This window comes from Actinosynnema sp. CA-299493 (assembly GCF_050946825.1).
Classification (GTDB): domain Bacteria; phylum Actinomycetota; class Actinomycetes; order Mycobacteriales; family Pseudonocardiaceae; genus Actinosynnema.
Map to the genome: position 1 here is coordinate 8,761,632 of NZ_CP191993.1, position 13,869 is coordinate 8,775,500.

8 protein-coding genes are annotated in these 13,869 nt (G+C 72.4%); 2 read left to right on the forward strand and 6 right to left on the reverse strand.

The window, feature by feature from the left end; translation table 11 throughout:
- Window positions 1–43: 43 nt before the first annotated feature.
- The 3 genes from ACQPYE_RS37635 to eccCa form a co-directional block, all read right to left on the reverse strand.
- Complete coding sequence (locus tag ACQPYE_RS37635) at window positions 44–217, reverse strand: hypothetical protein (protein ID WP_498717874.1); 174 nt, start codon at window positions 215–217, stop codon at window positions 44–46.
- A 308-nt stretch (window positions 218–525) separates the two neighbouring features.
- Window positions 526–3,270 (reverse strand): AfsR/SARP family transcriptional regulator, encoded by a 2,745-nt coding sequence (locus tag ACQPYE_RS37640; protein WP_498717875.1) that lies wholly within the window; start codon window positions 3,268–3,270, stop codon window positions 526–528.
- A 155-nt stretch (window positions 3,271–3,425) separates the two neighbouring features.
- On the reverse strand, window positions 3,426–7,430 hold the full coding sequence (eccCa, locus tag ACQPYE_RS37645) for a type VII secretion protein EccCa (RefSeq protein ID WP_498717876.1): 4,005 nt from the start codon (window positions 7,428–7,430) through the stop codon (window positions 3,426–3,428).
- A gap of 307 nt (window positions 7,431–7,737) precedes the next feature.
- Between eccCa and eccD the strand changes: the two genes are divergently transcribed.
- Together eccD and mycP are read left to right on the forward strand one after the other, a co-directional pair.
- Complete coding sequence (eccD, locus tag ACQPYE_RS37650; protein ID WP_498717877.1) at window positions 7,738–9,132, forward strand: type VII secretion integral membrane protein EccD; 1,395 nt, start codon at window positions 7,738–7,740, stop codon at window positions 9,130–9,132.
- Window positions 9,133–9,139: 7 nt separating this feature from the next.
- The gene (mycP, locus tag ACQPYE_RS37655) at window positions 9,140–10,570 is read left to right on the forward strand and encodes a type VII secretion-associated serine protease mycosin (protein WP_498717878.1); all 1,431 of its coding nucleotides are present in this window, start codon (window positions 9,140–9,142) and stop codon (window positions 10,568–10,570) included.
- Window positions 10,571–10,664: 94 nt separating this feature from the next.
- On the opposite strand, the gene ACQPYE_RS37660 is transcribed toward mycP, so the two are convergent.
- The 3 genes from ACQPYE_RS37660 to eccB all read right to left on the reverse strand — a co-directional run bounded on the left by ACQPYE_RS37660 (window position 10,665) and on the right by eccB (window position 13,819).
- On the reverse strand, window positions 10,665–11,750 hold the full coding sequence (locus ACQPYE_RS37660) for a WXG100 family type VII secretion target (protein WP_498717879.1): 1,086 nt from the start codon (window positions 11,748–11,750) through the stop codon (window positions 10,665–10,667).
- Entirely contained in the window at window positions 11,750–12,106 is a 357-nt protein-coding gene (locus tag ACQPYE_RS37665) for a hypothetical protein (RefSeq protein WP_498717880.1), read from the reverse strand. Before ACQPYE_RS37665 ends, ACQPYE_RS37660 begins: the two co-directional genes overlap by 1 nt.
- Window positions 12,107–12,178: 72 nt before the next feature.
- A complete protein-coding gene (gene eccB / locus ACQPYE_RS37670; RefSeq protein ID WP_498717881.1) occupies window positions 12,179–13,819 on the reverse strand; it encodes a type VII secretion protein EccB in 1,641 nt (546 codons plus the stop codon).
- Window positions 13,820–13,869: the final 50 nt, after the last annotated feature.

A 13,869-nucleotide genomic window follows, 5' to 3' on the forward strand; every position in this document is an offset into this window, starting at 1 on the left:
GGACCACTCGGCGGAGAATTCCCCTGGGACACGCTTCAGGCGGCTACCTGGTTGCCCCGGCCCGGGCCGACCGCACGAAGTCCTCCCGCGCGTGCCGCCCGGAGTCCGCGAGGGATCGGAACCGGCGCGGGTCCAGCCCGTCGGCCGGCACGTCGGCGAGGCAGCCGCCGGTGACCGGGCGCACCCCGAACCCGGTCGTCATCAGGCTCACCCGCACGGTGAAGAGTGTACCGACGTGATCACGGCCCGTGACGTGACGACGACGGTCGGCTGATCACCACGCGGCGGGTGAGCCGTCGTGAGAGGACTGTGAGGCCCTTCCGCCACAGTGGGGACCGTCACCGCCGCGACCCCCAGTGGGCGCGGGACCGGCGGTTCGCACCAGGGGGGAGGCCGGTCCCGGTGGCAGGTGCTCGTCGAGGGGGGCGACGCGCCCGCCCTGCCCTCGCGCGGTGACGACCGGACCCGCGGGCTCCTCCGCTTTCTCCGCCGAGGAGCCCGCGGTGCCGTCGCGGGTCGAAGCCCTCACGGCAGACCGGCCGCCTTCGCCCGCAGCGCCTCGGCCGTGCCGTGTCCCAGCTCGTCCAGGACGTCCAGCGCCGCCCGCCACACCTCGCGGGCCGCGTCGTGGTCGCCCGCCAGCACGTGCGCGTCGCCGAGCCGTTGCAACGTCGCGGCCTCCTCGTAGCGGTCGCCGCTCTCCCGGTACCGGGGCAGCGCCTCCCGGTAGCAGCGGACGGCCTCGGCCAGGTCGTGCAGGCGGTGGTGGACGTAGCCGAGGCTGTCCCACGTCGCCGCCTCCGCCAGCACGTCGTTGACCTCGCGGAACAGCACCAGCGCCCGACCGCAGTCGGCCAGCGCCCGGTGCAGGTCCTCGCCGAGCATCGCGCGGGCCCAGCCCACGGCGTTGAGCGCGCGGGCCGTGCCCGCCCGGTCGCCCAGCTCCTCGAACAGCGCCAACGCCCGCTCGGCGTGGTGCAGGGCTTCGCGCAGCCGGTCCCACGCCTCGTACAGCCCGGCCAGGTGGCGGTGGATGTGCGCCTGGCTCTGCCGGTCGCCCAGCTCGCGCGCCAGGTCGAGCGCGGCGGTGAGGTGGGTCTCCGACTCGGCGAACCGCCGCAGGGTGATCAGGATCCGGCCGAGGGCCCGGTTGGTCGAGGCGAGCGCGACCCGGTCGTCCAGCCTCCTGGCCGCGGCCAACGCCGTGTCGAGGCACCGCGCCTGCTCGTGCCAGAACGACCGCAGCCGGGCGAACGCCGTGGTCGTCCACGCCAGCTGCCAGGCGTGGGTGTCGAAACCGTGCGCGGCGGCGTGCCCGACCGCGGCGAACAGCGACGCCTGCTCCAGGTCGAACCAGGCCAGCGCGTCGGCCCGCTCGGTCGGCTCCGCGACCACCACGCCCGGCGCCGGCTCGGCGATCGGCACCTCCTCGCGCTGCGAGTACAGCAACCGGTCGGCCGTGTTCGCGGTGTGCAGGTAGTGGTCGAGCACCCGCCGCAGGGCTTCGCGCACACCGCCCTGGTCCTCGTGCGCCGCGACCAGGTCGCGCGCGCAGGCGTGCACCAGGTCGTGCAGCGTGAAGCGGCCCGGCACCGGCTCCGCGATCAGGTGCAGCCTGCTCAGCTCGCCCAGGGCCCGGCGGGCGGCGCGCGGCGGCACACCGGCCAGGCTCGCCGCCGCCGGGATCGACACCTCGGGGCCCGCGTGCACGCCCAGCAGCAGGAACATCCGGGCCGCGGCCGGGCTCAACCGCTCGTAGGACCAGGAGAACACCGTCTTGACGCTGGTCGTCGCCTCGCCCGTGTCGAGCGCCTCCAGCCTGGTCCGCTCGTCGGCCAGCTCGCCCGCCAACGCCCGCAGCGCGAAGTCCGGGTGCGCCGCCGCGCGCGCCGCGACCACCGACAACGCCAGCGGCAGCCCGGCGCAGTGCCCGATCAGCTCGCGCACCGCGTCCGGCTCGGCGCCGACCCGCTGCGCGCCCAGCTGCCGCACCAGCAGCGCGGTCGCCTCGGCGTCGGACAGCACGCCGAGCGGCAACGGCTGCGCGCCCTCGCGCACCACCAGCCCGTCGAGCTGGTTGCGGCTGGTCACCAGGGCCAGGCAGCGCGGACCGCTCGGCAGCAGCGGGCGCACCTGCTCGCTGTCCGCGGCGTTGTCCAGCACCACCAGCACCCGGCGCTCGGCCAGCAGGCTGCGGTACAGGCCCACCTGCTCGTCCAGCCCGGACGGGACGCGCTCCGGCGCCACGCCCAGCGCGCCGAGGAAACCGCGCAACGCCTCGTCCGGGCTCATCGGCACACCCGTCGGGTCGAAACCGCGCAGGTTCACGTAGAGCTGGCCGTCCGGGAAGCGGTGCGCGCTCTGGCTCGCCCAGTGCAGCGCCAACGCCGTCTTGCCGACGCCGGCGGCGCCGTTGACCGCCGCGATCACCACCGCGCCCGCCGCGGCCGAGTCGAGCAGCTCCCACAGCGCGGCCAGCTCACCGTCGCGGCCGACGAAGAACCGGTTGCGCACCGGCAGCTGCCGCGGCTTGTTCGAGGTGCCCCTGGTGTTCGCGCGCACCACGACCGGCGCGGCGGTGAGGATCCGGTGGTGCAGCTCCCGCAACCGCGGACCCGGGTCGACGCCGAGCTGCTCGGCCAGCAGCCCGCTCACCGACCGGTAGGCGGCCAGTGCCTCGGCCTGCCGGTCCGACCCGGCCAGCGCCTCCATCAGCTGGCCCCAGAACCGCTCGCGCAACGGGTGCTCGCGGGTCAGCGACCGCAGCTCGGGCACCACCTCCGCGGACCGGCCCGCCGCCAGGTCCACGTCGAGCCGCCGCTCCAGCGCGTCGAGGCGTTCCTCCAGCAGCGGTGCGACGTCCTCGCCGTGCAGGACGTCCGACGGCACGTCCGACAGCGGCGCGCCGCGCCACAGCTCCAAGGCCTCGCCCAGCCGGTCGCGGTCGACCAGCTCGCGGAACCGGTGCAGGTCCAGCGCGCCCGGCGGCACGTCCGCCGCGTACCCGCCGGTGGCGGTGCGGACCACGTTCGCCGCGCCGAGCGACTGGCGCAGCCGGGTCACCACCATGTGCAACGTCGCCCTGGTGCGGGCCGGGTTCACCGACCGGCCGTCCCAGAGCCGGTCGACCAGGAGGTCCATCGGCACCACGCTGCCCGCCCGCAGCAGCAGGCTGGCCAGCAGCACCCGCGCCTTGCCCGAGGGCAGCGCCACCTGCCTGCCGTCGTGCCAGACCTCCAGGGGCCCGAGCACCTTGAACTCAGTCTCCACGCAACCCCCTTACGTGCGGGGGGAAGCATAAGGCAACACACCGACACTGTCCGGACACGGTGCGTCAGGAGCGGGCGCCACGACCGACGGCGGCACGGCCCGGGAACGCGGAAGGCCCCGCCGCGGCGAGGCCTTCCCGTCGTTCGCGCGACCCGTCAGTCCGGGTCGATCCACGCCAGCTGGACGCGCTGCTGCCCCAGCTTGCGGGTGACCAGCGTGCCCCGGCCGGGAGGCTGCGGCGACGCCTTGAGGTTGCCCACGATCGCCCCTTCCTCCTTCGAGCCCGAACCCACCATGATCGGCGCCGAGATCTCCTTGAGCTTGCCCAGGATGGGGTCGTACATCGCCCGCGACGCGCCACCCATGCGCCGCACCGCGATGATGTGCAGGCCCACGTCCTTCGCCTGCGGGATGAACTCCGCCAGCGGCTGCAGGGGGTTCTGCGAACCCTGCGGCGCGACCAGGTCGTAGTCGTCCACGACCACGAACAGCTCCGGCCCCTTCCACCAGGACCTGTTCCTCAACTGGTCCTGGGTGACGTCCGGGCCGGGCAGTCGGTTGGCCATCGACCCCCGGACGTCCTTGATCATGTCCGTGAGCTGCGCCGACGACACCGCGTAGGACAGCAGGTGGTCGGTCTCGATGTAGCCCAGCATGGTGCGCCGGTAGTCGACCAGCATGATCAGCGCCTCGGACGAGGTGTAGCCGGTCATGATGCCGCGCACGATGGCGCGCAGCAGGTTGGTCTTGCCCGACTCGCCGTCGGCCAGCGCCATGAAGTGCGGGTCGGCGTCGAAGTCCAGGTACACCGGCGCCAGCTCGTCCTCGTTGACGCCGATCGGCACCAGGTGGCCCCGGTTCGGCCGCTGCTGCTGCACCTGGGCCATGAAGTCCTGGTACGGGAGCAGGTCGGGCAGCAGGCGGACCTGCGGCGCGCGCGGGCCGCGCCACGCGGCGCGCACCTTGGCGATCATGTCCTGCACGCCCGCCGCCACGTTCTCCGCGTCCGACGAGGCGTCGATGCGCGGCAACGCGGTCAGGAAGTGCAGCTTCTGCGGCGACAGGCCGCGACCCGGGCGGCCCGGCGGCACGTTGACCGCGACCTTGCGGTCCACCTCGGACTCGCTGACGTCACCGAGGCGCAGCTCGAACCGGGTGCCGAGCAGGTCCTTCATCGCGGGCCGGATCTCCGCCCACCGGTTCGCCGCCACCATCACGTGCACGCCGTAGGACAGGCCCTGCGCGGCCAGCGCCTGGACCGCCGGCTCCAGCGCCTCGAACTCCTGCCGGAAGTTCATCCAGCCGTCCACGACCAGGAACGCGTCGCCGAAGTCGTCGTCGCGGATCTCGCCGCGCCGCCTGCGGTTGCGGAACTCGACCATCGAGTCGATGCCGTGCGCCCGGAACCGCTGCTCGCGCTCGGCGATCAGGCCCGACAGCTCGGCCACCATCCGGCGCGCCTTGTCCACGTCCAACCGGCTGGCGAACCCGCCGACGTGCGGCAGGTTCTCCAGCGACGCCAGCGTGCCGCCGCCGAGGTCGAGGCAGTAGAACTGCACCTCCTGCGGCGTGTGCGTCAACGCCATGGACGTGATCAGCGTGCGCAGCATCATCGACTTGCCCGACTGCGGGCCGCCGACGATCGCGCCGTGGCCGGCCGCGCCGGAGAAGTCCGCCCACAGCAGGTCGCGCCGCTGCTCGAACGGCTTGTCGACCACGCCGAGCGGCACCTGGAGCTTGCCGTTGGAGAAGAAGCCGGGCGCGGTCAGGCCGCGGTCCTCGGTCGCCTGCAACGGCGGCAGCAGCGTGTCCAGCGACGGCGGCTCGTTCAGCGGCGGCAGCCACACCTCGTGCGCCGGCGGGCCCTGGCCCACCAGCCGCTCGACGATGACCTCGAGCTCCGAGGGCTCGTTCGAGTCCTCTTCCTTCTTCTGCTGCTTGACGGGCTCGACCGGCTTGATCGGCTCCTTGGGGATCTCGATGTAGTCCGGCACGAAGTAGCGTGGCCGCTTGTCGCTGGTCACCGGCGCGGACGGGCCCGCGACCTGCAACCCGGCCGGCCGGTACGGGCCGGACACGTACAGCGCCTTGAACCGGGTCAGCGGCGAGCCCTGCACGCCCAGGTACCCCGAACCCGGGATGGGCGGCAGCTCGTAGGCGTCCGGCACGCCGATCGCGGCGCGCGACTCGGCGGCGGAGAACGTCTTCAGACCGATCCGGTAGGACAGGAACGTGTCCAGGCCGCGCAGCTTGCCCTCTTCCAGCCGCTGCGACGCCAGGAGCATGTGCATCTGCAGCGACCGGCCGACGCGACCGATCTGGAGGAAGATGTCGATGAAGTCCGGCTTCGCCGTCAGCATCTCGGAGAACTCGTCGATGCAGATGAACAACGCCGGCAGCGGGTCGAGGTCGGCGCCGTTCTCGCGCGCCTTCTCGTAGTCCCACACGTTCTTGTAGTTGCCCTTGGCCAGCACTTCCTGGCGACGCGACACCTCGCCGGCGATGGCGTCCTTCATGCGGTCGACCAGGGTCAGGTCGCCGGCCAGGTTGGTGATCGTCGCGGCGACGTGCGGCGCCTTGTCCAGGCCGAGGAACGTCGCGCCGCCCTTGAAGTCGACCAGGATCATGTTGAGCGAGGTCGACGAGTGCGTCGCCAGCATGCCCAGCACGAGCGTGCGCAGGAACTCGGACTTGCCGGAACCGGTCGCGCCGATGCACAGGCCGTGCGGGCCCATGCCCTCCATCGCCGCTTCCTTGATGTCCAGCTCGACCTGCTGACCGAACTCGCCGATGCCGAACGGCACCCGGTAGCGGTCGCGCACCGGCCGGGGCCGCCACGCCGCCTGCACGTCGAAGGTCATCGGGTCGCCCGGGATGCCCAGGAACTCCAGCAGCGGCGGGTTGTTGCTCATCGACAGCGGGTCCTCGTCGCTGCCGCCCACGTCCACGCCGCCGACCCGGTACGGCGACAACCGCCGGGCCAGCGCCTCGGCCTCGACCACGCTCAGCCAGTCCGGCGCGCCGAACCACTCCACGCCGCTCGCGCTGCGCGCGCCGAGCTTGCCGTCCTCGATCACCAGCCGCAGGCCGCGGCGGGCGGTGAGGTTGCCCAGGGACTCGGACAGGTCGAACAGCGTGACGCCGACCAGGCCCTCCTCCAGGATGATCTGCTCTTCCCGGGTGACGTCGCCGTCGTCGATCAGGATCACGATGTGCGGCTGGTCGGCGGGCGGCGGCGCGTTGCGGGTGAACCGCTGCCGGTCGCGCAGCTGCTCGTCCAGCATCTGCTCGACCTCGGCCAGCGAGCCCGCCATCATCCGCATCTGCCCGATGCCGTCGACGATCGCCGGGTGCTGCACGTGCGGCAGCCACTTCATCCACTCCCACTCGGCCTTGGTGCGGCCGGTGGTGACGACGGCGACCAGCAGGTCGTCCGGCGAGTGGAAGGTGACCATCTGGGCCAGCAGGGCGCGGGCCAGGCCGCGCTTCTCCTCGATCTCGCCGAGCAGGCCGACGGCGGCGAAGCCGCGCAGCGCGATGGAGATCGGCAGGTCGGGCACCAACGAGTGGGCGCGCACGAACCGGCGCAGCGCCAGCGTCGCGATCGGCTCCAGCTCCTCGACGGGGCCGGTCTGCGGCGGCACGAGCCGGGTGGCCAGCCGCTGCGAGCCGCGGCCCGCGCGCAGGTGGCAGAAGTCGGGGTCGTTCTGCCGGCGCTCCCACATGCGCCGGGTGGTGGCCAGCGACCACAGCATCTGCGGGTCGGGGTGGACCCACTCGCGCTCGGCGCGCTGCTCGTTGGCGGCCTCGCGGGCGCGGTCGCGCATCTGGCCGAGGTAGCGCAGGTAGTCCTTGCGGTCCTCGTTCATCTCGGCCTTCTTCTGGCCCTTGCCGCCGCCCATGCCGCCGGCCATCATGCCGATGGTCGAGACCAGCATCATGCCGGGCATGATCATCGCAGCGGGGCTGCGCCCGCTGTAGCTGAACATCAGCACCATCATGCCGACGGACGACACGATCATGACGACGGGCATCGCCTTCATCATGATGTTGCCGGGGATGACCCGCGGCACCTCGGGTGGCGGTTCGAGGTGGACCTCACCGCCGGGCGGGCGGGGAGCGGCGAGGCGTGCCGTGCGCTTGAACTGCAGCGTGCTCACCTGACAGGCACCTCTTCAGCGTCGATCCGTAAACGACCAGCCCGACTGCGCTCGAATCCGAATCCGGGCGTGTGGGCCCGCCACAGTCGCACCGACACTATGGCGCATCGGAACCCCGCACGACGGGGGGTCGGGCAAATCCGCGGCCAACGTGTTGTGACGTGTTGCGCGGAACAGCCCAGCGGCGACGCCCGCTGCCCCCATACTGGGTCCGCTCCTCTCCAGGGGCGGGCCGAAGCGCGTCCGACCGGACCAATAGGGTCGGCACGGACCACAGCACACACTCATCAGGACTTAGGGGGCGCTGGTGGCGACCGGGACGACGGTGTTCAGCCGGGTGACGGTGGTTGCGCCGCGAACGCGTATCGACGTCGCGCTGCCCGCCGACGTCGCGGTGGCCGACCTGCTGCCGATGCTGCTGGACATGGCCAAGGAGGCCACTCCGGACGGTGGCGTGCGGCACGGCGGTTGGGCGTTGGCCAAGCTGGGCGAGGGTCCGCTGGACCCCAGCCGCACGCTGGCCTCGCTCGGCGTGGTCGACGGCGAGCTGCTGCAGCTGCGCAAGCGCAACGAGAACCCGCCGCCCCCGCTGTACGACGACGTGGTCGACGCGATCGCCGAGTCGGACCCGGACAGCTTCCGCCCGTGGACCAAGGACACGGCACGCCGCTACGGCCACCTCGCGGGCGCGCTGGCGCTGATCACGGCCGCCATCGCGGTGCTGATGGCCGGTCCGCTCGCGGGCGGCGGCAACCTCGTGCCGGCGATCTGCGCGGGCGTGATCGCCATCGCCTCGCTCGTCGCGGGCGCGGTCATCGCGCGGTCCTACAACGCCACCGGCACGGGCGTGCTGGTGGCCGCGGCGGGCGGGCTCCCGATGGCCTACGTCGCGGGCCTCTACATCGTGCCCGGCGAGATCGGCCGGCCGAGCCTGCTGCTGGCCAGCGTGCTGGTGCTGATCTTCGCCTCGGCCGCGATCATGCTGATCGGCCGCGGCATCACGGTGTTCATCGCCGCCGCCACGGCGGGTGCGCTGAGCGGCCTCGCGTTCCTCATCGGCATCTTCGTGGACCACCCGGTGCAGGGCATCGCGGCGGCCACCGCGGCGGTCTCGCTCGCCGCCCTGTCCGTGCTGCCCCGGTTGACGATCCAGCTGGCCAAGCTGCCGCTGCCGACCGTGCCGGGCAGCGCCGAGGACCTCAAGGAGGACACCGGCTTCCCGGAGTACTCCGTGATCGAGCGGCGCACCGCCAACGCGCACGAGTACCTGACCGGCATGATCATCGGCTGCGGTGGCGTCGCCGCGCTGTTCGCCGTGATCGCGGCGGGCGACGGCTCCATCTGGGGCCCGCTGCTGGCGATCGTGGTGACGCTGGTGCTGCTGCTGCGCGGCCGGGCCTACGCCAACGGCGCGCAGGCGGTGGCGCTGCTGGCCAGCGGCATGGTCGCGGGCGCCGGCGTGCTGCTCGGGTGGCTGGTGCAGTCCACGCCCGGCGACCGGCTGCTGTACGTGTTCGGCACCCTCGTGGTGGTCGGTGCGGGCGCGCTGGTGCTCGGCGTGATCTTCCCCAACCAGAAGTTCTCCCCCGTGCTGCGCCGGACGGTCGACGTGCTGGAGGCCATCCTGATCGCCGCGGTGCTGCCGCTGGCGCTGGCGGTGATGGACCTCTACGTGGCCATGCGCCAGCTCATCCCCGCGTGAGGCCGTGATGCGCATCCGCAAGATCGCCGCGCTGGCCGCGGCAGCCCTCACCCTGGCGACCGCGCCCGGCGCGTACGCCCAGCCGGCGTCGACGACGACTCCGGCGGCCCCGAGCCGGCTGAACTCGCAGCCGCCGCCGGTGGACCGGGCGTTCCTGCGCGCGCCCGAACCGCCCGTCGAGGACGTCGACTACAAGCCGAAGAACCTGTGCATCAAGTCCGGCACCGACGACCGCCCCCTCCCGAACAAGCCGTGGGGCCAGATGCAGCTGCGGCTGGAGGAAGCGCACCGGTTCGCCACCGGCAAGGACGTCAAGCTCGCCATCATCGACACCGGTGTCAACAAGGACCACCCGCGACTGGCGGGACGGGTCGTGGCGGGCGGTGACTACGTGGAGACCGAGAAGCGCGGTGTCAGCGACTGCGACGGCCACGGCACCGAGGTCGCCGGTGTCGCGGCGGCCAGCCGGGACGACCAGACCGGGTTCATCGGCGCCGCGCCCGAGGCGACGGTGCTGGCGTTCCGCCAGACCAGCAACAGCTTCGAGTTCAAGGACCCGAAGGGGCAGGACAACCGACCGTCCGCGGGCAAGGTCGGCACCCTGGCGAAGGCCATCGTCTCGGCGGTGGACCAGGGCGCGAGGGTCATCAACATCTCGCTGACCGCGTGCGCCGCGCCGAGCGAGCCGAGCAACCAGGAACGCGAGCTCCAGGCCGCGATCGACTGGGCGGTGAACGACAAGAACGTCGTCATCGTGACCGCCGCGGGCAACATCGACCCGGACAGCGGCTGCCAGGGCCAGAACGACGGCCAGGACCCGAACCGGGTCAACGTGGTCGCGTCGCCGCCGTGGTACGCCGACAACGTGCTGTCCGTGGCGTCGATGAACGCGGAGGGCGGCGTGTCGCCGTTCTCGGTGTGGGGCCCGTGGGTCAGCGTGGCCGCGCCGGGCGAGAACATCGTCACGCTCGACCCGGCGGGCAACGGCCTGACCAACGCGAACTTCGAGAACGGCCGGCCCGTCGCGATCCAGGGCACCAGCTTCGCCTCGCCGTACGTGGCGGGCGTGGTCGCGCTGGTGCGCGAGCGGTTCCCCGACCTGACCGCGAAGCAGGTCATGAACCGCATCAAGTCGACCGCGCAGCACCCCGGCAACCCGAACGGCCGCGACCACAAGGTCGGCTACGGGATGATCAACCCGGTGGCCGCGCTGACTGCCGAGCTGCCGCTGGAGGAGCCGGGCGCGAAGCAGGAGACGCCGGACCAGCTGATCACCAACCTGGGTCCGCTGAACCCGCCCAGCAGCACGCCGATGATCGTGGCGCTGTCCGGCACGGGCGCGGGCGTGGGCCTGCTCCTGCTGACGCTGTTCATCGTCCACACCGTGAACCGTAACCGCGCCAGGCGCCTCCCGGCCCCGAAGCGCTCCGTGCTCTAGCCGCTCGCGCGAGTCCTACGTTCAGAACGCGTGAGTCCTACGTTCAGGACCCCCGAGTTGAACGCTCGGGACACGCGAGCGGCCCGTTGACCCGCTAGTCCTCGCCGAGCACCGGCGGGGCCGACTTCTTGGGCTTGCCGAAGACCTGCTCGGTCGAGCCGGCCAGCTGGACCTTCGACTTGTGCTCCTTGTCGCCGCCCTGCTGGCCGCCGGCGCCCATGCCGCCCATCATCCCCCCGCCCATCATCCCGGCGCCGCCCGCCGCCGGAGCGGACGGACCGCCCGCCGCGGCGGCTGCCGGACGAGGGCCGGGCTCCACCGAGTGCGGCTCGGCCACGGCCGTCGACCCACCCGGCTGCATCCGCTCCGCCGACTCACCGCCGGAGACCCCACCGCCACCGGGCACACCGCCGCCACCACCGGGCACACCACCACCGCCACCACCCGGCACGCCGCCGCCACCGGACCCGCCACCGGCACCCGCCGGCTTCGTCTCGGCGGGCGGTGCGGTCGGTGCGGGCGGTGCGGTCGGCGGCTCCGGCGCGGTCGGCTTCGCGGGCGCGGTGAACGACCAGTCCTGCTCGGGGTACTCGTGCTCCATCTTCACGTCGGCGAAGTCGTCCGAACCGGACACGCCGTCGCACAGCCGCAGGAACGCCTCCAGCACGTCCCGCACCGACTCGTGCAGCTCCTTCGCCGGGCCGTGCAGCTCGTCCAACGCCTCCACCACGCGCCGGTCGCCGTCCACCGGCAAGGCCGCCGCGGCGGACACCGCGTCGGCCGCCTCGGCGAACACCCGGGACATGTCCTCCACGATCCCGCGCACGCCCTCGGCGGTCTGGTCCAGCGCCTCGCCCATCGCGTGCATCGCGTCGGACATGTCGTGCCCGGCCAGGCCGACCTTCTGCATGTGGTCCACGAACGCGTCCGCGTCCTTGCCCTGCCACGCCGAGTCCAGCTTGCCGAGCGGCTTGGTCAGGTCACGCGTCACGTGCTCGGCGACGAGGCCGGCCTTGCGCCAGCGCTCCGCCTCCTCGGCCAGGTCGTTCCAGTCGCCCAGGACCGGCGCGAAGTAGTCCGCCACGAGGTCGCGCACGCCGAGCCGCCTGCTGATCCCGGACAGGTAGTCCAGCTCCGGCCCCACCTCGGCGGCGATCTGCCTGCCGTCCTTGCCGCGCATCAGCTCAGCCCCGCCCGCCGGTCGACCGCCTTGATCAACGCCACCGCGTCGTCGTCCTGGGCGCCGTAGTGCTCGGCCACGTCGTGCAGGCCCTTCGCCGCGGACGTCAGCACCTCGCACGCCCGGTCGAGCTGCCGGTGCAGCAGCCCGGCGGCCCGGCCGTAAGCCTCCGCGCTGCGCAACGTCCGCCCCAGCTCGCCGAAGCTCTGGGGACGCATCGGCGCCTCCCTGAGCTCGGACCGCGCGCGGGTCAGCTCCTCGGCCGCCTCTTCGACGCGCTTCGCGTACAGCTCCAGCCAGCGCGGGTCGACCGAAACCTGCCTGCCGCCCGACGGACCGCGTGTGACCTCGTTCACCCGGACACCTCCTGCACCCTCTGACGGGAACCGGCGCACGCCGGTTCCCCCAAAGGGCTCAGCAACACGGGCTCAGCCGCCCTGCTTCTGCGCCCTCTGCTCGGGCAGCAGGCCGTTGCCCTGGTCCACCTGGATGTGGTCCCAGCTGCGCGAGGCGTCGTTGCGGTTGAGCTGCGGCCCGTTGGGCAACAGCCGCAGGATCGACTCGGGTCCGGGCGTGAACCCGTCCGCGCCGAGGCCGAGCGCGCCACTGGTCGTCGTGTCCGGGACGCCGTACTTCACACCACGTCCGGTGATCAGGTGGATCGGACCGGTCTCGAAGTCCTCGGTGGAGGTCGCGCTGCGCACCACCGCCGCCTTGCCCGGCGCCATCACGAACTGGCTGACGACCTCGCCGGTCGCGCCGGCCTGGTTGATCTCCACCGGCACCGCGTTCGACGGGATCGGCAGCGACGGCGCGATGGTCACCTTGGTGTGCTGCGACTTGTTCTCCGACGACACGTTCTGCGCCTGCCAGCCGAGGCAGATCACCCGGTTGTTCGGGTTCGTGTCCACCGTCTCCGGCACGTCGGCCGGGTAGTCGGAGAAGTCGAGCAGGGTGACCTTCGCGGGCTCGTTCGTCTTCGCGATGTCGACCAGCTTCGGCTTGGCGCCCTGCGCGTAGCTGGCGCGGATGAGGTCGCCGGCGGCCTTGCTGACCTCCTGCAACCCCTCGTTGAGCACGACGTAGAAGACCGAAGGAGCACCCGTGCGCGTGACCTCGATGACGTCGCTGACCTTGAGCGCCTCGCCGGCCACGTAGCTCACGGCCTGCCCCTTGCCGGGGATGAGCGGCGCCTTGAGCTCCTTGGCCTCGGGGATCGCGTTGAGCAGGCCGGTGCTGACCGCGCGCGGGTTCTTGCCGCTCAGGTTGAGCGCGGTGAGCACGTTGGCGTCCTTCAGGTCGACCTTGGCCCGCACCGTGGACGTCGAGGTGACCTTCGAGTTCACCGGGGCCTTGTAGATCAGGTAGGCCTGCTTGTCGTCGGTGCCCGCCTGCACCAGCAGGGCGCGGTTGTCGTCGAGCGGCGCGCCGACACCGCTGAAGCCCGCCAGGACGGTGGTGGTGAACTTGCGCTCCGCCGTCGGGTCGTTCAGCGACGGGTCCAACGTCGTCGTGTCGCAGACCGACCAGTCCGCGCCGATCCGGTCGGCGGGCTTCGGCAGCACGTCCGGCCCGTCGGGGATCCCGGTCAGCCGGCCCTTGGGCAGCTTCGCCAGGGCCTTCTCGCTGACCAGCTTCGGGTCGCCGCCCGCGACCTGGGGTCCCGCGTTCACCTGGCCCGCCGCCGCGTCGGCACCCGCGACCGCCGCCTGGCCCTTGTCCGGGTTGGACCGCTGCAACAGCAGCAGCCGCGCGGAGGCGAGGTTCGTCATCGGGATCAGCGTCTTGGTCGTGCCCACCGTGTGCACGACGTAGACCTGGCCGGTCTCCTTGGAGATGGCGATCTGCGTCTGGTCGTCGACCTGGGGGTCCGGCGAGAAGAAGCCGAAGATGAGGAAGCCGAGCAGCCCGATGACGCCGAGCAGGACGCCCACCGCGGTGGCACGCGAGTGCGTGCGCATCGGGTCGTGCAGCATCACCGCGTCTCTGCGCACCAGGGCGGACTGCATCCTGCGCAGCACGAAGCGGTAGGCCTGGACCTGTGACTTGGTGGTGGGTGTTGATGCCATTCTCGGCTCGCTGCTCTCCCAGTCGCGGTACGGTCTGCACGATAGCCGGA

Coding starts and splice junctions, on each gene's coding strand:
- ACQPYE_RS37660 (WP_498717879.1), bottom strand. CDS start 11,750: ATGCGCGGCAAGGACGGCAGGCAGATCGCCGCCGAGGTGGGGCCGGAG.
- mycP (WP_498717878.1), top strand. CDS start 9,140: ATGCGCATCCGCAAGATCGCCGCGCTGGCCGCGGCAGCCCTCACCCTG.
- eccB (WP_498717881.1), bottom strand. CDS start 13,819: ATGGCATCAACACCCACCACCAAGTCACAGGTCCAGGCCTACCGCTTC.